The sequence below is a fragment of the Rhizorhabdus wittichii genome, assembly GCF_017607425.1.
Classification (GTDB): Bacteria; Pseudomonadota; Alphaproteobacteria; order Sphingomonadales; family Sphingomonadaceae; genus Rhizorhabdus; species Rhizorhabdus wittichii.
The window spans coordinates 4,561,266-4,580,909 of record NZ_CP059319.1; the positions used below are offsets into that span (position 1 = coordinate 4,561,266).

Genomic DNA, 19,644 nt, shown 5'->3' on the forward strand with positions numbered 1-19,644 from the left:
GATGGTTTACCTACGCAATGCCTGGTATGTGGCGGCCTGGTCGGACGAGGTTTCCGACAATCTGCTGACCCGCAAGATCCTGAACGAGCAGGTGCTGCTCTATCGGACCGAGGCGGGCGAGCTCGTCGCCACCGCCAACACCTGCCCGCACCGCTTCGCGCCGCTGCACCTGGGCAAGGTCGTCGGTGACGCGATCGAGTGCCCCTATCACGGCCTGCGCTTCAACGGCGAAGGCCGCTGCGTCTTCAACCCCGACGGCGACGGCCGTATCCCCGCCGGCGCGCGCCTGCGCACCTATCCGGTCACCGAGCGGCTCGGCGCCGCCTGGATCTGGATGGGCGATCCGGCGCGGGCCGACCTGGCGATGATCCCCGACTTCGAGTTCCTCGAGGACCCGAGCTACCGGACGGTCAAGGGCGTGCTCCACGTCCGCGCCAATTATCGCTACATCAACGACAATCTGATGGACGAGGCGCACCTCCACATGGTCCATCACAATTCGCTGGCCTGCGACATGGTGCGCCGCGCGAAGACCGAGCTGGTCAAGGACGAGGGCGGCACGATCTGGGCCAATCGCTACGGCCGCGACGGCGCGCCGCCCGCCATCTTCGACATGATGTGGCGGATGACCCGCGGCGATTATGAAGGGACGATGGACCATTGGGTCGAGGGTGGCTGGAAGGCGCCCTGCTTCGTCCGCAACAACACCGGCGTCGTGCTGCACGGCCGCCCGCGCGACGAGGGGCTGGAGACCAAGAACGCCCATCTGCTGACGCCGGAGACCGACACGACCACCCATTATTTCTGGGCGATCTGCCGCAATTTCCGGACCGATGACGCCGAACTCGACCAGGGCATCCGCACCGGCACCGAATATGCCTTCGTCCATGAGGACGAGGTGATGCTCAACGCCGTCCAGGAGGCGATGGGCGACCGCGAATTCTGGTCGATGAAGCCCGCGCTGCTGCAGGCCGACATCGGCGCGGTCGAGCTGCGCCGCACGCTCGACCGGATGATCGCCGCCGAACAGGCCGAACAGCAGGCCGGACAGGCCGATCGGCCGCAGCCCGCGCGCAGCGCGGAAGCGGTCGGCTGAGCCGGCGTTTCCCCACCTCTCTTTCCAGGAATGACGAACATGGCCACCCAGGTCGCCCGAGACCTTTCCGCCGCCTATCCCGAAGCCGTGAAGCCGTCGAAGCTGGCGCATGTGGTGATCCGCACGCCGCGCTTCGAGGCGAGCAAGGCCTGGTGGTCGACGGTGCTCGACGCGCAGCCCTCCTACGAGAATGCGCAGCTCAGCTTCATGACCTATGACGACGAGCATCACCGCATCGGCATCATCAACATGCCGGACCTGCGCGACCAGGACATGGCCAATGCCGGGCCCGAGCACATCGCCTTCACCTATGCCGAGCTCGGCGCCCTGCTCGCCACCTACCGCCGGCTCGAGGCCCACGGCATCGCGCCCTTCTGGACGATCAACCACGGCCCGACCATCTCGATGTACTATCGCGATCCCGACGGCACCAAGGTCGAGCTCCAGTACGACGTGTTCGACGTCGAGGGCGTCGAGCGCTTCTTCGCCTCCGGCGCCTATGAGGAGAACTTCATGGGCATCGTCTTCGATCCCGAGGCGATGATCGCCGCCTATGAGGCCGGAACACCCCTCGACCAGATCACCCGACGTCCCAAACTCCCCGAGGGCATGACACCCTGGGACATGCATCGCGATTGAGGGAGGGCGGAGCAATGGACGTGAAAACCGACCCCGCCCAGCTGCACCTGGGCGTCTTCGTCGCGGCCGCCGGCAATCATGTCGCCGGCTGGCGGATTCCCGGCGCGCTGACCGACACCGAGGATTTCGGCGCGCTGCTCGACATCGCCAGGGTGGCGGAGCGCGGCAGGCTCGACTTCGTGTTCTTCGCCGATTCCCCGGTGTCGTCGGTGAAGGGCAACCCCACCTTCATCTTCGGGCTGGAGCCGACCACGCTGCTCGGCGCGCTCGCCGCGACGACCAGCCGTATCGGCCTGATCGCGACGGTGTCGTCGACCTTCACCGAGCCCTATAACCTCGCCCGCGCGATCGGTACGGTCGACCGGATCAGCGGCGGCCGGGCGGGCTGGAACGTCGTCACCACCGGCCAGCCCGGCGTCGCCGAGAATTTCGGGCGCGAGCTGCCCAGGCACGAGCTGCGCTACCAGATCGCCGACGAATATCTGAAGGTCGTCAAGGGGCTGTGGGACAGCTGGGAGAGCGGCGCGCGCGTCGCCGACAAGGCGACCGGGCGGTTCATCGACGAGAGCAAGCTCCACGTCCTCAACCATGTCGGCGATCATTACAGCGTCCGGGGGCCGCTCGGCCTCTCGCGCTCGCCGCAGGGGCAGCCGGTGATCGTCCAGGCGGGATCGTCGGGCAGCGGCCAGGCCTTCGCCGCCAAGCATGCCGAGGTGATCTTCACCGTCCAGCAGGACATCGACGATGCCAAGGCCTTCTATGCGGGGATGAAGCAGCAGGTCGCCGCCGCCGGCCGCGATCCCGACCATGCCAGGATCCTCTGCGGCCTCTATCCGGTGGTGGGCCGGACCGAGCAGGAGGCGCGCGCCAGGTTCGAGGAACTGGCCGCGCTGATCGAGCCGGGATCGGCGCTGGTGACGATGTCGGAGCGCTTCGGCTTCGACCTCACCCAAATCCCGCTCGACGGGCCGGTGCCCGACCTGAAGCCGACCGAGACCGGCCAGCGCAGCTTCCTCGAAGTGCTGTGCGCCAAGGCCCGCAAGGAAGGGCTGCGCTTCAAGGACATCCACGACCTGTTCGCGCTGTCGCGCGGCTATCTGCTGCTGCAGGGTACGCCGGAGACGATCGCCGACACCATGGAGGAATGGGTCCGCGAGCGGGCGTGCGACGGCTATATCCTGATCCCGCCCTTCTTCCCGGGCGCGTTCACCGACTTCGTCGATCTGGTGGTGCCGGAGCTGCAACGGCGCGGCTCGTTCCGCGCCGATTATCGGGGCGATACGCTGCGCAGCCATCTCGGCCTGCCGGAGCCCGCCCACCCCCATGCCGTGGGATGACCGGCGGCGGAATATGATCCGCCGCCGGGTCGATGATCAGGCGGCGGTCCGCAGCGCGACGGGTTCGAGCGTGGCGATATGCGCCTCGGCGGCGGCGATCGCGGCGGCGCGCTGCTCGGGGCCGAAGGCGACGCCCTCCGCGACGACGAATTCGGGCTGGATGCCGATGAAGCCGAGCATCCCGCCGATATGACTCTGGGCATGTTCGAAGGCGGCGCCGGGGTGGCCCTCCGAATAGAAGCCGCCGCGCGACAGCGCGACGATCGCGCGCTTGCCGCCGGCCAGGCCTTCGGCGCCGGCCTCGGTGTAGCGGAAGGTCTTGCCGGCGACGAGGATGTGGTCGAACCAGGCCTTGAGCTGGCTCGGCAGGCCGAAATTGTACATCGGCGCGCCGATCACCAATATGTCGGCCGCGAGGAACTGGTCGAGCAAAGCGGCGGCCTCGGGGGTGGCGAAGCCGGCCGGCACGATGTGCGGCAGCGGATCGGCGGCGAGGTCGCGATAGGCGATGTCGAGCGCCGGATGCAGCGCCTGGAGGCGGTCGACCACCGCCGCCGACAGGTGCCGGCTGGCCGAGGCATCGCCCTGGATCGAGGAATCGAGGTGCAGGAGTTTCATGAGGGGACTATCCATTTCTGCTGAAGTTCCCATCTAGCTAGGAAGGTCGGCGGAACCGGCCAAGAACGCATATTTTTGGGGCCTAGTCACATGGATATGACCTCCTCCGTCCTGGCGCATGGCGAATGCATGCGGGTCAGCGGGCTGCTCGCGCGGATCGGCGACCGCTGGACCCTGCCCGTCATCGTCACCCTCCATGACGGACCGCTGCGCTTCAACCAGGTCCGCCGCGCGGTCGGCGGCATCTCGCAGCAGATGCTGACCCGCACCCTCAGGACGCTCGAACGCGACGGCATGGTCGGGCGGACGGTCCACCCCACGGTTCCGCCGCAGGTCGAATATGCGCTGACCCCGCTCGGCCGCTCGCTCGCCGCCGAAGGGTTGCGGCTGGGCGGCTGGGTGCGCGACCATATCGCCGAGATCGACGGCCATCGCAGCGCCTTCGATCGGCGCCAGGAGGGCTGAGCGAAGGGCATTGGCAAGCCGGCGCGCGACCGGCATAGTCCTCATAATAAAAGCGGCAATGCTGATTTTTTTATGAGGATGCCATGGACCTTGCCCAGAGGATCGACCGGATCGAGGCGGAGGCGGCGATACGGCGGCTGGTGGCGGCCTATTGCTTCACGATCGACGATCGCGACCTGCCCGCCATCGCCGCCTTGTTCGCCTCTGACGCGCGGGTCGCGTCGGAGGACGGGGTGATGGAGGCGCGCGGGATCGACGCGATCATGGCGCAATATCATAGGCGCTTCGCGGTGCTGGGGCCGGGCGCCCATTATATGCACGACGTGCTGATCGACGTCGACGACGCCGATCCCGACCGCGCGACCGGCCGCGTCTCGGGCCATGCCGAGCTGTGGCGCTGCGACCGGATGATGGTGGCGGCGCTGCGCTATCGCGACGTCTATGTCCGCACCCCGGCGGGGTGGCGCTTCGGCGAGCGGGTCATCGGCTTCCTCTATTATGTCGACGCCGCCGACTATCCCGGCATCCTCGGCCATCGCGACCGCAACCGCGCCTATGACACGCCGCTGCCGGCCGACTTCCCGGAGGCGCTGCCGGGCTGGGCCGCGCCGGCGGAGGGGGCGGCGCATGGCTGATCCCGCCGCGTCGGTCGCGATCGAGGACCATGGCGCCGTCCGCCTGATCCGCATCGAGCGGGAGGCGCGCAGCAACGCGCTCGATGCCGCCGCCTCGATCGCGATCGACCGCGCGGTGGACGAGGCCGAGCGCGACCCGGCCATCCATGTCCTGCTGCTGACCGCGGCGGGCGACCGCGCCTTCTGCGCCGGCATGGACCTGAAGGAGGCGGCCGAGCGGGGGGCGGGGCACGGCCTGATCCCCGGCCGCGGCTTCGCCGGGCTGACCGAGCGGCGGCGGACCAAGCCGCTGGTCGTCGCGGTCAACGGCGCGGCGGTGGCCGGCGGGTTCGAGATCGTGCTGGCCGCCGACATCGTCGTCGCCGCCGACCATGCCCTGTTCGGGCTGGCCGAGGTCAAGCGCGGCATGTTCGCCTTCGCGGGCGGGGTGCAGCGGCTGGCCCGCGCCGTGCCGCGCGCGACCGCGCTGAACCTGATCCTGACCGGCGAGCCGATCGCGGCGGAGCGCGCCTTCGCGCTGGGACTGGTGTCGGAGGTCGTGCCGGCCGGGCGGCTGGCGGCGCGGGCGATGGAGGTTGCGCGGGAGATAGCGGGGTTCGACCGCGACACGGTCCGCCGCGCGCTCGCGCTCCACGATTTCGCCGCCGACGCGCCGATCCACGAGAGCCTCGACTTCGGCCGCCGCTATGGCGAGGAGACGCTTGGCTCGGCCGCCGAGCGGGCGGCCGTCCGCGCCTATGCCGAGGGTCGCGCCCGGCCCTGATCCGGCCGCCGGCGGCTGTTGCTATTATGCAACGGTTCCAAGTGTTCCGCACATAAAATGATCGCGAGGAAACTCAATCGCGATAGCGTCGTTTACCGGCCGTTCGGAACTCCGATGCGCGGCCGAAATGTCTGTTCTCTTTCGGGCCTCGTTTCGGGTCGGTCGCCGGACCTCGAAGTTTCAGGAGACCCATGTCCGATCGGACAGCTTAGTACAGGGGAACGAGATGCGTAGATTAGCCCTATTGACCGCGCTTGCCGCGACGGCGCTCGCGGGGCCCGCGTTCGCGCGCGACAACAGTTGGTATGTCGGTATCGAAGGCGGCCTGATGCAGCCGCAGGATACCAAGTTCAACGTCGGCCCGTCGCCTTTGTCGCCGGGCGGCCGGACGACGATCGATAACAAGCTCGGTTATGACGTCGATGCCATCCTCGGCTACGACTTCGGCATGTTCAGGCTGGAGGAGGAAATCTCCTACAAGCGTGATCGCGTGAAGGGCATCACCACCGGCCCGTCGCGCACCCCCGCCGGACCGGGCGGCTTCGGCGCGCCTCCGGGCGTCTATCCGGACGCCTCGGGCAAGAACATCTCCTTCGGCGTGATGCTCAACGGCCTGCTCGACTTCGGCAACGAGGACGGCCTGTCGGCCTATGTCGGCGGCGGCGCCGGCATCGCCGCGCTCAAGCTCCACAATTACAATGTCTCCGGCGGGGACTTCCTCGACTATGACCTGTCCAAGCGCTTCGCCTGGCAGGCGATCGCCGGCGTCCGCTACGCGGTCAGCAGCCATGTCGATGTCGGTCTGAAATATCGCTACTTCAACGTCACCAAGGTGCGCCCGGTCGACGTCGTCGGCGCGCAGTACAGCGGCAAGTGGCGCTCGCACAGCGCGCTGCTCAGCCTGATCTACAACATCCGGGTCGCCGGCCGCTCCGCCGCCGCCGCCGCCGCCGCCCCGCCGCCGCCTCCTCACGCCCCCGCCGCCTCCGCCGCCGCCTCCGCCGGTGGTCGAGACTCAGGTCCGTTCATCGTGTTCTTCGACTGGGACAAGTCGGACATCACGGCGGAAGCCGCGTCGATCCTCGACAATGCGGCCAATGCCTATGCGACGACCGGCCAGGCGCGGGTCCAGCTTGCCGGCCACGCCGACAAGTCGGGCAGCGACCAGTATAATGTCGGCCTGTCGCAGCGCCGCGCCGACTCGGTGAAGGCCTACCTCGCCGGCAAGGGCGTGCCCGACTCGGCGATCACGACCGAGGCGTTCGGCGAAAGCCGCCCGCTGGTCGAGACCGCCGACGGCGTCCGCGAGCCGCAGAACCGCCGCGTCGAGATCACCTACGGCGGCATGTAAGCGTTGCCGTCATCGATCCGTCGATGACGCGCAGGATCGGGGTCGGCCTTCGGGCCGGCCCCTTTTCTTTGAGACATTGCCGTCATCCCGGCGGAGGCCGGGATCTCCGGCGGCTCCTGCCCCGGCCTCATCTCTCCATCCGCCGAGATGCCCCGGTTCGCTTTGCGAACCGATCTCCGGCTGCGGACTGCCCCCGGCAGTCCGCTGTCCGCCTACGATCCTCCGCCGGCATGACGCCTGAAACGATCTTAGATGGTCGCCGCCGACCCCAGGATCACCGTCGCCTGGCTCGACAGCGCGCCGCCATTGCCATGGGCGAGGGCGATGTCGACGCCGGGGATCTGGTTCGCCGCCTCTCCCCGGACCTGCCGCGCCGCCTCGACGATCGCGAACAGGCCGTACATGCCGGGGTGGCAGCAGGATAGGCCGCCGCCATTGGTGTTGACCGGCAGCCGCCCGCCCGGCGCGATCGCGCCGTCCTCGACGAAGCGGCCGCCCTCGCCCTTGGGGCAGAAGCCGAGGTCCTCGAGGAACAGGATCGTGTTGATCGTGAAGGCGTCGTAGAGCTCGACGACGTCGACGTCGCCGGGGCCGATCCCCGCCATCGCATAGGCGCGCGGGCCCGATTCGGCCGCGGCCGTCGTCGTCAGGTCGCCCATCTGCGAGATGGCGTTGTGCCAGGTCGCGGCCGCCGCGCCGAGCACCGGCACCGGCGGCCGGGGCGCGTCGCGCGCCCGGTCGATCCGCGTCATCACCACCGCGGCGGCGCCGTCGGTAACGAGGCAGCAGTCCCTGACCGATATCGGGCTCGACAGCATCCGCGCCGCCAGCACCTCATCGATGCCGAGCGGCCCTTGGGCGAAGGCCTCGGGATTGCCGTTCGCCCAGGCGCGCGCGGCGACCGCCACCTCGGCGAGCTGGCGGCGCGTCGTGCCATATTGGTGGAAGTGGCGCGACGCCGCGAGCGCGTAGGAGGAGGCGGGGAAGAGCGGCCTGTAGGGCGCCTCCCACGCATTGCTGCCGACCGGCGTCGACAGCTTGCCGCCGCCGCTGCGCTGGTTCGATCCATAGGTGATCAGCGCGGTGTCGATATAGCCGGCCGCCAGCATCGTCGCGGCGGTCGCGACATGGCTCATGAAGGCCGATCCGCCGGTGCGGTTGCAGTCGGTGAAGCGCGGCGACAGGCCGAGATATTCGGCGAGGCTGAGCCCGGCGAGGACGTCGTCGGGCAGGCAGATGAACAGCCCGTCGACCTCGCGCATCGTCAGCCCCGCGTCGGCGACAGCGAGCTGGCCGGCCTTCGCCGCCATTTCGAGCGAGGTCCAGCCGGGACATTCGCCGAGGCCGAAGGTGGCGAGGCCGGCGATCGCGGTCGCGCCGCGCGGAAAGGTGCCGCCCATGGTCAGGCCCCCGCCGCGTCGAACAGCAGGATGGGGGCGCCGTCACGCTCGCCGATCCGCGCGCGGACGCGCAGGCCGATCGCGATCGCCTCGGCGGGAACGCCCTCGACCTCGCTCATCAGCCGCACCTGCTCGTCGAGGTCGACCAGCACCACCGCGCGCGGTGGCTGCGGCGGCTTGGGATGGATGACGGTGACGGCGTGGACGGTGCCGAGGCCGCTCGCCTCGATCCAGTCCCATTCGTCGTCGCCGCTGCCCGGCTCCATCAGCCGGGGCGGGAAGAAGACGGTGCCGCTGGCGCGGGCGCGCTGGAGCAGGAAGCGCCCCTCGGCGAGCGCGGCGCGCCAGTGGCGCTCGGGTCCGGTCGCGCTCATGCCGGCACCCGGTTGGCGCCGGCGACCAGCGCGGCGATCGTCGCCGCGTCGAACCCCGCCTCCTCCAGGATCGCGCGGCTGTCGGCGCCCAGCGCGGGCCCCGGATCGCCGATCGCGCCCGGCGTCGCGGAGAAGCGGGTCGGGATGCCGGGAAAGCGCAGCCGGCCGAACTCGCTGTCGCGCTCGTTCCAGAAGCCGGTCGCCTCGAGATGCTCGTCGTGGAGCAGGTCGGCCGGCGTCGCGATCGCCATCGCCGGCACCTCGGCGCGGCGGAACAGCTCGATCCATTCGGCGGTGGTCCGCTCCTCGATCACCTCGGCCAGCTTGTGCAGCACCGTGCCGATATTCTGGGTGCGGCTGCGCATCGACGCGAACATCGGGTCGCGCGTCCATTCGGGATCGCCGATCGCGTGGAAGAAGGCGCGCCAATGCTTGTCGTTGTAGATCATCACGCCGATATGGCCGTCCTTCGTCCGGTAGGGGCGGCGGGCGGCGGCGGTGACGCGCGGATATTCGGGCGGCCCCTGCGGAGGATCGAACAGCGACCCGCACAGATGCTCGATCATCGTGAAGGAGACGAGCGTCTCGAACATCGGCACCTCGACCTCCTGGCCCTGGCCGGTGCGGGTCCGCGCGAACAGCGCGGCGAGGATCGCGTAGAGGCCGGTCAGCCCGGTCACCTTGTCGGCGACGACGGTCGCCAGATAGGTCGGCTCCCCGCCCGACAGCCGCGCCTGCAAATCGACCAGCCCCGACGCCGCCTGGACGATGTCGTCATAGGCGGGATAGTCGCGATAGGGCCCGCTGCGCGCGAAGCCGTAGAGATTGGCGTAGACCAGCCCCGGCGCAACGTCCTTGAGCGCCGCATAGTCGAGGCCGAGCCGCTGGATCGCGCCGGGCCGCATCGAGTGGACGAACACGTCGGCGCCCTCGACCAGCCTGACCAGCGCCGCCCGCGCCTCGGGCTGCTTGAGGTCGAGCGCCAGGCTGCGCTTGCCGCGGTTGACGTTGAGGAACATGCCGCCGCGCGTCGCGTCCGGGCCGGGCGGCAGATAGCGGGTGGTATCGCCGTCGGGGCTCTCCACCTTGATCACGTCGGCGCCGAGGTCGGCCATGATCTGGGTGGCATAGGGGCCCATCAGCACGCTGGTGCAGTCGATCACCCGGACCCCGGCCAGCGGCCCCTGCAGCCGCCCGCTCACAGCGAGTCCCCCCTTGCCAGCCCCGGCGCGGGGCATAGCCTCATGCGCATGCACGTGAGGGAGGCGAGGTCATGAAGGTTCATCTGGTCGCGGCGGGGAAATATCATGATATCGACTTTGCGCGTCTGGAGTTGCTGAAGCTGCTGGCGGAGCTGCCCGAGGCGCGGACCTCGGTGGCGTCGGACTATGGCGATCTCGCCAGCCTCGCGGCGGCCGACCTGCTGATCACCTATACCTGCGACCTGCTGCCCGATGCGGCGCAGACCGAGGCGCTGGCGGCGTTCCTGGCGCGCGGCGGCCGCTGGCTGGCGCTGCACGGCACCAACGCGACGCTGCGCTTCGGCGCGGACGGGCTGGTCGACACGCCCGATGTCGCGCCGGCCTTCACCGGCCTGCTCGGTACCCGCTTCGCCGGCCACCCGCCGATCGCGCCGTTCAAGGTGTTCGTGACGCGCGGCGACCATCAGATGACCGCCGGCCTGCGCGACTTCCGGGTCGAGGACGAGCTGTACCTGACCCACCGCACCGCCGAGATCGACGTGCTGCTGCACACCGGCTTCACCGGCTCCTGCCCCGAATTCCGCGACTCGGAATGGGACGAGCCCGAGGTGCCCGTGCTCTATGAACGGCGGGTGGGCGAGGGGGCGATCCTCTACCTCACCCTCGGCCATTGCCGGGGCCATTACGACCTGCGGCCGCTGGCCGATTTCTGGCCGCACCCCCAGCGCTGCTCCTGGAACTATCCGGTGTTCGCCGAACTGCTCCGCCGCGGCATTCGCTGGGGCCTGCCTCAATCGGGTTGATCCTTGGCCGGCTGATCCTTGGCGGGCCTGGCGCGCGCGCCCTTGGAGAGCTTGGGATTCATCGCGCGGATCTGGTCCTCGAGCAGGCCCAGCATCGGCTCGACCATCGCCTCGGCCATCGCGCCGGTCAGGACGTTGATCGCCATGCCCTCGAGCATCGTCTGCGACAGCGTCATGGCGAGGTCGAAGCGCTCGCGGTCGCCCTGCCATTCGGGGAAGAGCGCCACCGCCTGCGCGTTGAAGCGCTCGCGATACTCGACCTGGAGCGGCTGCAGGATCTTGGCGAGGTCGGCATGGGTGCGCGCCGCCAGCGCCAGTTCGTGGAAGGCGACGAAGGCGGGCTTCTGGAGCTGCCGCCAATAGGCGCGGACCAGCGCGTCGACGTCGTGATTCTCGGTGTCGGCGGCGCGGCGGAAGGCGCGCAGCCGCTTCTCGTGCAGCTCGACGATCGCCGCCTTGATCAGCGCGGAGCCGTTCTCGAAATGGTGGAGCATCGCGCCGCGCGACAGGCCGGCCTCGGCCGCGACCTGCGGCGTGGTGGTGTTGGCATAGCCGACCTTGACGATGCAGCGGATCGTCGCGTCGATCAGCCGGGCACGCGTCTGCGCGCTCTTCAGCGACTGCTGGGTCTGGCCGCCCTGGCCGCGTTCGCGCGGCTGGCGGGCGGGGGAACCGGAACGGACTGCGGCCAACGCCATGGACTTCGATCCTTACTCAAGAAACAATCTTGTTTGTTTTTGATGGGGGCTGTCAAGCAGCCTTGTCACCCTGTCCATAGCACAGCTCCGGCCTGATGATATGCGGATAGTGGGAATCCAAATAAAAAACATTCATGCTTGTTTTCATCTTGCCCTGGCGGGGGAGGCGGTGCAGAAGAAGGGGGAGAAGCCGGCGGCGAAGTGGCATCGCCGGCGACGGGCGGAGAGGTGAAGGTGGATCTCGGTTTGCAGGGCAAGAAGGCGATCGTCGTCGGGGCCGCGCGCGGCATCGGCATGGCGGTGGCGGAGACGCTTGCGCGCGAAGGGTGCGACCTGGCGATCGCCGCCCGGTCCGAGGACGGCGTCAAGGACGCGGTGGCGAGCCTCAAGCGCTACGGCACCAATGTCGTCGGCAAGGCCGTCAACGTGAAGAAGGCGGACGACTACAAGGCGTGGCTGGCCTGGGCGATCGAGGCCCTCGACGGCTGCGACATCCTGATCCCGATCAGCTCGGCCGGCGGTGGCCTGGGCAGCGAGAAATATTGGCACAACGCGTTCGAGGTCGACGTGATGGGCCCGGTGCGCGCGGTCGAGGCCGTGCTGCCGACCATGGCCGAGCGGCAGTCGGGCTCGATCGTCCTGATCGCCACCACCTCGGCCGCCGAGGCGATGGGCGGGCCGCAGCCCTACAACGCGATGAAGGCGTCGCTCGTCACCTGGGGCAAGCAGCTCGCGCTGGCCCACGGCAAGGACGGCATCCGCGTCAACGTCGTCTCTCCCGGCCCGGTCGAGTTCGAAGGCGGCAACTGGGACATGATCAAGGGCACGATGGAGAAATTCTACCAGTCGCAGCTCCGCCAGCAGCCGGCCGGCCGGCTCGGCACGCCCGAGGAGATCGCCCGTTGCATCGTCTTCCTCGCCAGCCCGGCGGCGAGCTGGTGCAACGGATCGCACCTCGTCGTCGATGGCGCCTTCACCAACCGGACGCACTTCTGAGAGGCCGCGCCCGATGGACGTGAAGCGCAAGGTCGACATGATCCGGGTCAATCCGCAGGACTGGCCCGACGGCACGCCGGCATGGAAGGCCGAGGACCCGGACCTCGGCTACGACGTCATCCCGGCCGCGCGCTACACCTCGCCCGAATTCATGAAGCTCGAATGGGACAAGGTCTGGACCAAGGTCTGGCTGCTCGGCGGCCGGTCGTGCGACCTGAAGGAGCCGGGCGACTATATCTGCACCGACATCGGCAAGGAGAGCGTGCTGATCGTCCGCCAGCAGGACGGATCGGTCCGCGCCTTTCCCAATGTCTGCCTGCACCGCGGCAACAGGCTGCGTCCCGAAGGGCTCGGCAATGCCGAGGATTTCCGGTGCATGTACCATCACTGGACCTATGGGCTCGACGGCTGCATCGCCCGCATCCCCGATCTCGACACCTTCCCGCAGGGCGGACCTCCGGGGATGCGGCTGCCGGCCTACCCCTGCGCCGAATGGGGCAGCTTCGTCTGGTTCTCGCTCAACCCCGACGTCGGTCCGCTGGAGGACTATCTCGCGCCGATGCCGCAGCATCTCGGCCCCTATCATATGGAGCGGATGGCGTGGGTCCGCGACATCACCGTCGAATGGGACTGCAACTGGAAGGCGAGCGTCGACGCGTTCAGCGAGGTCTACCACGTCCAGGGCATCCACCCGCAGCTGCAATGGTATCTCGACGACACCAACGCGCAGATCGACGTCTATGAGCGGCACAGCCGCTACCTCGTCCCCTTCGCCTGCGTGTCGGGCCGGGTCGCGCTGCCCTCCTCGATCCCGCCGGCGATCCACGACATCATGGTCAAGGCCGGGATGGACCCCGCCGACTATGACGGCCGGGTCAGCGACATCCGCCGCGACGTCCAGCTCTTCAAGCGCGAGCACGGCGCGTCGCAGGGCAAGGATTATTCGGCGCTCAACGACGACCAGCTCACCGACGACTATCACTACACCATCTTCCCGAACGTCTCGCTCAACGTCCATGCCGACGACGTGATGATGTTCCGGCAGCGGCCGCATCCGACCGATCCCGACAAGATGCTCTACGACATCTGGATGCTCGAGCTGGTGCCCGAGGGCGAGGAATGGCCCGAGCGGCCCCGGCACAAGCGCTTCCGCCACGGCGAGAAGTCGATCGGCCAGGTGCTCGACCAGGACGCGTTCAACCTGCCGACCGTCCAGAAGGGGATGCAGTCGGACGCCTTTCCCGGCCTGTGGATCGGCGACCAGGAGCTGCGCATCCGGCACTTCCACAAGGTGCTCGACGATCATGTCTACGGTCCGGGCGGCAAGTCCCCCGGCGATCTCTGAGGAAAAGCTGATGCAACTGAGCCGCGAGGAGCTGGTCGGCGCCTATCGCCGGATGGCGACGATCCGCCAGTTCGAGGAACGCCTGCACGAGGAGATCAAGACCGGCGAGATCGCCGGCTTCACCCATCTCTATGCCGGGCAGGAGGCGGTCGCGGTCGGCATCTGCGACCAGCTCGGCGTCGAGGACATGATCGTCTCCACCCATCGCGGCCACGGCCATTGCATCGCCAAGGGATGCGACGTGAAGGCGATGATGCAGGAGATCTTCGGCCGCGCCGGGGGCACCTGCAAGGGACGCGGCGGATCGATGCACATCGCCGACCTGTCGGTGGGCATGCTCGGCGCCAACGGCATCGTCGGCGGCGGCGCGCCGCAGGCGGTGGGCGCGGCGCTGGCGGCCCGGCTCGACGGCAAGGGGCGGGTCGCGATCGCCTTCTCGGGCGACGGCGCCTGCAACCAGGGCACCACCTTCGAGGCGATGAACATGGCGGTGGTCACGAAGGCCCCGGCGATCTTCGTGTTCGAGAACAACCATTATTCGGAACATACCGGCGACGCCTATGCGGTCGGCACCGCCAGGGACATCGCCAGCCGCGCCGAGGCGTTCGGGATGAAGGCGTGGCGCGCCAATGGCTGCGACTATTTCGACACCTATGAGACGATGCGCGAGCTGCTCGACCATGTCCGCGCCGGCAACGGCCCGGCGGCGATCGAGCTCGATACCGAGCGCTTCTTCGGCCATTTCGAGGGTGACCCGCAGCGCTATCGCGGCAAGGGCGAGCTCGACCGCATCCGCGAGGAGCGCGACTGCCTCAAGGCGTTCCGCGCGAAGGTCGCGGAGGCGAAGCTGCTCGACCCCGCCGATCTCGACGCGGTCGACGCCGAGGTCGCCGCGCTGATCGAGGCGGCGGTGACCGAGGCGCGCGCCGCGCCCGCGCCCGATCCGGCGACCGTCGCCGACGACGTCTATGTCGACTATTATTGAGGGAGGCCGCTGACATGGCGATCATGACCATCCGCGATGCCATCCTCCAGACGCTCCATGCGGAGATGGAACGCGATCCCGACATCATGCTGCTCGGCGAGGACGTCGTCGGCGGCAACGGCACCGCCGGCGGGCCCGAGGCGATCGGCGGCATCTGGGGCACGTCGGGCGGCCTCTATGCCAAGTTCGGCCCTGAGCGGGTGATCGACACGCCGATCTCCGAAAGCGCGATCGTCGGCGCGGCGGCCGGCGCGGCGCTGGCCGGCAAGCGCCCGGTGGCGGAGCTGATGTTCGCCGATTTCGTCGGCGTCAGCCTCGACCAGATATGGAACCAGATCGCCAAGTTCCGCTACATGTTCGGCGGCAAGACCCGCTGCCCGGCGGTGATCCGCCTGGTCTACGGCGCGGGCATGAACACCGCCGCCCAGCACAGCCAGTCGGTCTATGCGATGCTGACCGCGATGCCGGGGCTGAAGGTGGTGCTGCCCGCGACCCCGGCCGACGCCAAGGGGCTGCTGACCGAGGCGCTGCGCGGCGACGACCCGGTGATGTTCTTCGAGCACAAGACGCTCTACGGCGTGAAGGGCGAGGTCCCCGACGGCGACCACCGCCAGCGCTTCGGCGAGGCGCGGATGGTGCGCGAGGGCGGTGACGCGACGATCGTCACCTGCGGCCGGATGGTCAATTTCTCCGAGAAGGCGGCCGACAAGCTTGCCGCCGACGGGATCGGCTGCGACGTCATCGACCTGCGCACCACCAGCCCGCTCGACGAGGAGGCGATCCTCGATTCGGTCGAGGCGACCGGCCGGCTCGTCGTCGTCGACGAGAGCCCGCCGCGCTGCAGCCTCGCCGCCGACATCTGCGCGCTGGTCGCGACCAAGGCCTTCTCCAGCCTGAAGGCGCCGCCCGAGATGGTCACCGGCCCGCACAGCCCGATCCCCTTCGCGCGCGAGCTCGAACGCGCCTGGGTGCCGTCGCCGCAGAAGATCGAGGCCGCGGTCCGCCGCGCCCTCGCCGCCGGCTGAGGGGCGCGACCATGGCCAGGCTCAAAGCCTTCACCATGCCCAAATGGGGCATCGAGATGTCGGAAGGCACCATCGCCGAATGGATGGTGGCCGAGAACCAGCTCTTCGCGAAGGGTACGGTGCTGACCCTGATCGAGACCGACAAGATCACCAATGAGGTCGAGGCCGAGGCCGACGGCCGCTTCGTCCGGCTGATCGCCGAGGCGGGGCAGACCTATCCGGTCGGCGCGCTGCTGGCGGTGCTGTCCGACGGCGGCGAGGCCGACCCGGCCGAGATCGACGCTCTGGTGGCCGGCTTCAAGCCGGTCGACGCCGGCTTCGCGCCCGATGGCGACGAGGCGCCCGCCGCAGCCCCCGAACCCGTGGCCCCCGTAGCCGCCGCATCGGCGATCCCGGACGGGATCGCGATCAGCCCGGTCGCGCGCGACAAGGCGGTCGCGGCGGGGCTCGACGTCGCCGGCCTGGCGGGCTCGGGCCGCGGCGGCCGGATCACCGCGCAGGACGTCGACCGGGCGATCGCCCCGCCGACCGCGCCGACGCTGGTCGGCGTGCTGCCGACGCCGCCGGCGACGACCGTGTTCGCGACGCCGATGGCGCGCCGGGTCGCGGCGATCCATGCCGTCGCCCTCGAAGGCATCGCCGGCAGCGGCCCGCGCGGCCGCGTCCGCAAGGCCGACGTGCTCGCGGCGGTTCCCGTTCCGGCCCCGGCCGAGCTTTCCGTTGCCGCGCCTGTTCCCTCCGCCTCGGGCGCGGTCGATGTCGTGGCGATGTCGTCGATGCGCCGCACGATCGCGCGCCGGCTGACCGAGGCGAAGCAGCAGATTCCGCATTTCTACGTCCGCCGCCGGGTGCGCGCCGACCGGCTGCTCGCGCTGCGCGCCGCCGTCCAGGGGCAGCGGCCGAGCGTCAACGACTATCTGGTCAGGGCCTGCGCGCTGGCGCTGATGGAGGTGCCGCAGGTCAACATCCAGGTCCACGGCCAGGAGATCCACCGCTTCGCCGACGCCGACGTCGCGGTCGCCGTCGCGACCGAGAAGGGGTTGGTGACGCCGATCGTCCGCGCCGCCGACCGGCTGTCGGTCGCGGAGATCTCGGCGGTCATGGCGGGGCTCGCCCAGCGCGCCCGCGCCGGCAAGCTCAAGCCCGAGGAGTTCAGCGGCGGCAGCTTCTCGCTGTCGAACCTCGGCGGCTTCGGGGTCGAGCAGTTCGACGCGATCATCAACCCGCCGCAGGGCGCGATCCTCGCGGTCGGCACCGCCCGGCCCGAGCCGATCGACGACGACGGCGCGATCCGCATCGTCCCGGTGCTGCACCTGTCGCTGTCCTGCGACCATCGCGCGATCGACGGCGCCGACGGTGGCCGCTTCCTGGCGGCGCTGGCCGGGCTGATCGAGAATCCGGGGCTGTTGTAGGGGAAGGGGCCGTTGCGCTGACTCTGATCGTCATCCCAGCGATCGGTAGAAGGCGATCTTCATCTCGCCGTCGAGGCAGTCGAGGATCGGCGGGACCAGCCGGTCGTGGAAGTCGATGTGCATGTGATGGTCGAACGCCGCGTCGTCGCGGAAGGTGGCGACCACCTGGAACAGGTCGGGGTCGTCCTCCGACTGGAACAGCTCGTAGACCAGCGCGTCGGGTTCGCTCTCGAACACCAGGGTCTTGAGTTCGGTCTGGAGCCGGATCAGTTCGGGGCCCCGGCCGGGCCTGGCGCGCAGCTCGGCGATGAAGCTCTTGGCCGTCATGCCGCCGCCCCCAGGCCGAGTTCCTCGACGAGCTGGGTGCGCAGCCGGAATTTCTGGATCTTGGAGGTCGACATCGGCCACTCGCTGACGATGCGCACATGGCGCGGGATCTTGAAGGTGGCGAGCTTGCCCTTGCAATGGGCGATCAGCTCGGCCTCGGACACCTGGCCGCCGTCGACCAGCTCGACGAACGCCGCCGGCACCTCGACATAGCGCGGATCGGGCAGGCCGACGACCTGCGCCAGCTTCACCGCCGGATGGGTCTGCAGCATCGCCTCGATCTCGGCCGCGGCGACATTCTCGCCGCCGACCTTGAGCATGTCCTTGGTGCGGCCGTGGAACATGATGTGGCCGCTTGCGTCGAACGAGCCGATGTCGCCGGTGTGGAACCAGCCGCCGCGCAGCACCTCGGCGGTCTTGTCGGGCGCGTTGTAATAACCCTTGAGCATGTTCGGCCCGCGCGCGACGATCTCGCCCTGCTCGCCCAAGGCACAGTCGCGCCCGGTCTCGGGATCGACGATGCGCACCTCCCATTCGTCGAGCGGCACGCCGAGCCGGCCGGTGCGCAGCGCGAACGGGTCGTCGATGTTGCTGGTGCAGATCGTCCCCGCGCCCTCGGTCAGGCCATAGGTGCCGACCTGGACGGTGTGCGGCATCGCCTTGGTCATCGCCTCCTTGATCCAGGCCGGCTGGACCGCGAAGTTCGAGTTCATCAGTCGCAGCTTCGACAGGTCGGTGGTGGCGAAGCTCGGATGGGTGATCAGGTCCTGCATGATCGTGACGAAGCTGGGATAGGCGACGGTCGCCCCCTCGCGCCCGAGCATGGCGAGCGCGGTCGCCGCGTCGAAATGCGGCACCGTCAGATAGGCGCCGCCCGCGTCGATCACCATCGTCAGCGGCAGGATGCCGGCGATGTGGAAGATCGGCAGCGGCGACCAGACCTTGTCGGCGGCGGTGACGCGGTAGCGCTTGCCGAGGTTGCGGCTGTTGCCGACGATCGCGCGGTGGCTGATCAGCGCGCCCTTGGGATTGGCGGTGGTGCCCGACGTATAGAGCACCAGCGCGATCTGCTCGGGATCGACCGCGTCGATCGCTGCGTCGACCGCCGCGTCGTCGATCGGATCGCCCTCGGCCAGCGCCGCCTCGGCCGACACCATGAAGGGCTGGCAGGGCGGGTCGATGCAGACGATCCGGCGCAGCAGCGGCGCGTCGGCGAGGTCGAGCGCATGGGGATCGGCGTCGGCGAGGGCGGGGAAGGCGGCCTGGAGGCGGCGCGAGAAATCGAGCTGGTCGGTGACGGCGCCGGTGGTGACCAGCGCGACGAGATCGGCGTCGCGGACGAGGAAGGCCAGCTCATGCGCCTGGTAGCGCGCGTTGACCGGCACCGCGACCGCGCCGATCATGGCGATGCCGAACATCACCTCGACGAATTCGGGCCGGGTGGTCAGCAGGATGCCGACATTCCGGCCGGGCTCGACCCCCATCGCCAGCAGCGCCTTCGCCCAGCGGCGGGCCGAGGCATGGAGCTGGGCGTGGCTCAGCCGGCGGTCGGGGAAGACCAGCGCGTCGGCATCGCCGCGCGCCGCGGCGCTGGCGCGCAGCATCGCGCCATAGGTGTAGATCGGCGCGCTCATCGGGCCGGCTCCAGATCGTAGAGCATCTCGCGCTCGTAACTGCCGTCCATGCAGCCGATCATCTGCTCGATCAGCGGCTTGCCATGATCGGTTTCCATATGCGCCTTGTCGGCGGCCTCGTCGACGAAGGATTCGTAGACCGCGAACATGCCGGGTTCGCCCAGCCGGAAGAATTTGAACGCGAGCGTGCCGGGCTCGCGATCGACGAGCGATTCCATCTGCCGGGCCAGCGCCACGAATCGATCCTCGCGGTCCGCCTTGATCCGGAACCGCGACAGGAAGCTGTATGCCATTCGGCGACCCTCTCCGCCATTCGACGCTCGAGCGCCATGCCGGGCGCATTAGAAAACAATCATGACTGATTTTTCAAGAGGGCAATTTTCGATCCGTCTCTTTTGTTGCGACGCATCAAGCCGCCGCTCTGCGGGCAATAAGCAAAAAAATAAAACATACATGACTGATTGCAATTTGCATCACCTGCGGTAATCTCCGCCCCGTTCTGAACGGGCCCGGCCGCAAGAGTCGGGCTTCACGGAGGA

The 19,644-nt window shown here is 69.0% G+C and carries 21 protein-coding genes; 13 read left to right on the forward strand and 8 right to left on the reverse strand.

Going from position 1 to position 19,644, the window contains the following annotated elements:
* Position 1: 1 nt before the first annotated feature.
* Genes HRJ34_RS21935 through HRJ34_RS21945 form a run of 3 tightly spaced genes read left to right on the forward strand, consistent with a single transcriptional unit; the run spans position 2 to position 3,072 of the window.
* Positions 2-1,096, forward strand: a complete 1,095-nt coding sequence (locus tag HRJ34_RS21935; protein ID WP_208632397.1) for an aromatic ring-hydroxylating dioxygenase subunit alpha — start codon at positions 2-4, stop codon at positions 1,094-1,096.
* A gap of 39 nt (positions 1,097-1,135) precedes the next feature.
* A complete protein-coding gene (locus HRJ34_RS21940) occupies positions 1,136-1,735 on the forward strand; it encodes a VOC family protein (RefSeq protein WP_226948897.1) in 600 nt (199 codons plus the stop codon).
* Positions 1,736-1,749: 14 nt separating this feature from the next.
* A complete protein-coding gene (locus HRJ34_RS21945) occupies positions 1,750-3,072 on the forward strand; it encodes an LLM class flavin-dependent oxidoreductase (RefSeq protein WP_016746614.1) in 1,323 nt (440 codons plus the stop codon).
* Between the two features lie 36 nt (positions 3,073-3,108).
* Here HRJ34_RS21945 and HRJ34_RS21950 read toward each other — a convergent pair whose 3' ends face one another.
* The gene (locus HRJ34_RS21950) at positions 3,109-3,705 is read right to left on the reverse strand and encodes an FMN-dependent NADH-azoreductase (RefSeq protein WP_319025630.1); all 597 of its coding nucleotides are present in this window, start codon (positions 3,703-3,705) and stop codon (positions 3,109-3,111) included.
* A gap of 75 nt (positions 3,706-3,780) precedes the next feature.
* On the opposite strand from HRJ34_RS21950, the gene HRJ34_RS21955 reads away from it, so the two are divergent.
* The 4 genes from HRJ34_RS21955 (at position 3,781) to HRJ34_RS21970 (ending at position 6,904) form a co-directional block, all read left to right on the forward strand.
* On the forward strand, positions 3,781-4,155 hold the full coding sequence (locus HRJ34_RS21955) for a winged helix-turn-helix transcriptional regulator (protein WP_012048497.1): 375 nt from the start codon (positions 3,781-3,783) through the stop codon (positions 4,153-4,155).
* 83 nt (positions 4,156-4,238) lie between these two features.
* The gene (locus HRJ34_RS21960) at positions 4,239-4,790 is read left to right on the forward strand and encodes a nuclear transport factor 2 family protein (RefSeq protein ID WP_208632400.1); all 552 of its coding nucleotides are present in this window, start codon (positions 4,239-4,241) and stop codon (positions 4,788-4,790) included.
* A complete protein-coding gene (locus tag HRJ34_RS21965; protein WP_208632401.1) occupies positions 4,783-5,553 on the forward strand; it encodes an enoyl-CoA hydratase/isomerase family protein in 771 nt (256 codons plus the stop codon). The genes HRJ34_RS21960 and HRJ34_RS21965 overlap by 8 nt, the downstream gene beginning before the upstream one ends.
* A gap of 226 nt (positions 5,554-5,779) precedes the next feature.
* Positions 5,780-6,904 (forward strand): OmpA family protein, encoded by a 1,125-nt coding sequence (locus HRJ34_RS21970; RefSeq protein WP_404947156.1) that lies wholly within the window; start codon positions 5,780-5,782, stop codon positions 6,902-6,904.
* Between the two features lie 248 nt (positions 6,905-7,152).
* On the opposite strand, the gene HRJ34_RS21975 is transcribed toward HRJ34_RS21970, so the two are convergent.
* From HRJ34_RS21975 to HRJ34_RS21985, 3 genes are read right to left on the reverse strand one after another with little or no spacing between them, the layout of a single operon-like run.
* Positions 7,153-8,304, reverse strand: a complete 1,152-nt coding sequence (locus HRJ34_RS21975) for a thiolase (RefSeq protein ID WP_208632402.1) — start codon at positions 8,302-8,304, stop codon at positions 7,153-7,155.
* A 2-nt stretch (positions 8,305-8,306) separates the two neighbouring features.
* Positions 8,307-8,678 (reverse strand): Zn-ribbon domain-containing OB-fold protein, encoded by a 372-nt coding sequence (locus HRJ34_RS21980; RefSeq protein ID WP_012048492.1) that lies wholly within the window; start codon positions 8,676-8,678, stop codon positions 8,307-8,309.
* The gene (locus HRJ34_RS21985) at positions 8,675-9,880 is read right to left on the reverse strand and encodes a CaiB/BaiF CoA transferase family protein (protein WP_030092721.1); all 1,206 of its coding nucleotides are present in this window, start codon (positions 9,878-9,880) and stop codon (positions 8,675-8,677) included. The genes HRJ34_RS21980 and HRJ34_RS21985 overlap by 4 nt, the downstream gene beginning before the upstream one ends.
* A 71-nt stretch (positions 9,881-9,951) precedes the next feature.
* Here HRJ34_RS21985 and HRJ34_RS21990 point away from each other — a divergent pair, with 71 nt between their 5' ends.
* On the forward strand, positions 9,952-10,683 hold the full coding sequence (locus HRJ34_RS21990; RefSeq protein ID WP_012048490.1) for a ThuA domain-containing protein: 732 nt from the start codon (positions 9,952-9,954) through the stop codon (positions 10,681-10,683).
* Here the strand turns inward: HRJ34_RS21990 and HRJ34_RS21995 are convergent.
* Complete coding sequence (locus HRJ34_RS21995; RefSeq protein WP_012048489.1) at positions 10,671-11,381, reverse strand: TetR/AcrR family transcriptional regulator; 711 nt, start codon at positions 11,379-11,381, stop codon at positions 10,671-10,673. The two genes, HRJ34_RS21990 and HRJ34_RS21995, sit on opposite strands and share 13 nt — an antisense overlap.
* Before the next feature lie 234 nt (positions 11,382-11,615).
* On the opposite strand from HRJ34_RS21995, the gene HRJ34_RS22000 reads away from it, so the two are divergent.
* Genes HRJ34_RS22000 through HRJ34_RS22020 form a run of 5 tightly spaced genes read left to right on the forward strand, consistent with a single transcriptional unit; the run spans position 11,616 to position 17,144 of the window.
* Positions 11,616-12,377 carry an SDR family NAD(P)-dependent oxidoreductase gene (locus tag HRJ34_RS22000; RefSeq protein ID WP_012048488.1) on the forward strand — a complete coding sequence of 254 codons (762 nt, stop codon included), beginning with the start codon at positions 11,616-11,618 and terminating at the stop codon, positions 12,375-12,377.
* A 13-nt stretch (positions 12,378-12,390) separates the two neighbouring features.
* Positions 12,391-13,722 (forward strand): aromatic ring-hydroxylating oxygenase subunit alpha, encoded by a 1,332-nt coding sequence (locus tag HRJ34_RS22005; protein WP_012048487.1) that lies wholly within the window; start codon positions 12,391-12,393, stop codon positions 13,720-13,722.
* A 10-nt stretch (positions 13,723-13,732) separates the two neighbouring features.
* Positions 13,733-14,707, forward strand: coding sequence for a thiamine pyrophosphate-dependent dehydrogenase E1 component subunit alpha (locus HRJ34_RS22010; protein WP_012048486.1), 975 nt, complete (start codon positions 13,733-13,735; stop codon positions 14,705-14,707).
* Positions 14,708-14,721: 14 nt separating this feature from the next.
* Positions 14,722-15,732: an alpha-ketoacid dehydrogenase subunit beta gene (locus HRJ34_RS22015; protein ID WP_012048485.1), complete on the forward strand. Its 1,011-nt coding sequence runs from the start codon at positions 14,722-14,724 to the stop codon at positions 15,730-15,732.
* A gap of 11 nt (positions 15,733-15,743) precedes the next feature.
* Entirely contained in the window at positions 15,744-17,144 is a 1,401-nt protein-coding gene (locus tag HRJ34_RS22020) for a dihydrolipoamide acetyltransferase family protein (RefSeq protein WP_208632403.1), read from the forward strand.
* A 30-nt stretch (positions 17,145-17,174) separates the two neighbouring features.
* Here the strand turns inward: HRJ34_RS22020 and HRJ34_RS22025 are convergent, their stop codons facing one another.
* Genes HRJ34_RS22025 through HRJ34_RS22035 form a run of 3 tightly spaced genes read right to left on the reverse strand, consistent with a single transcriptional unit; the run spans position 17,175 to position 19,398 of the window.
* A complete protein-coding gene (locus HRJ34_RS22025; protein ID WP_208632404.1) occupies positions 17,175-17,471 on the reverse strand; it encodes a putative quinol monooxygenase in 297 nt (98 codons plus the stop codon).
* Positions 17,468-19,105 carry a class I adenylate-forming enzyme family protein gene (locus tag HRJ34_RS22030; RefSeq protein ID WP_012048482.1) on the reverse strand — a complete coding sequence of 546 codons (1,638 nt, stop codon included), beginning with the start codon at positions 19,103-19,105 and terminating at the stop codon, positions 17,468-17,470. The genes HRJ34_RS22025 and HRJ34_RS22030 overlap by 4 nt, the downstream gene beginning before the upstream one ends.
* On the reverse strand, positions 19,102-19,398 hold the full coding sequence (locus HRJ34_RS22035) for a putative quinol monooxygenase (protein ID WP_012048481.1): 297 nt from the start codon (positions 19,396-19,398) through the stop codon (positions 19,102-19,104). Before HRJ34_RS22035 ends, HRJ34_RS22030 begins: the two co-directional genes overlap by 4 nt.
* Positions 19,399-19,644: the final 246 nt, after the last annotated feature.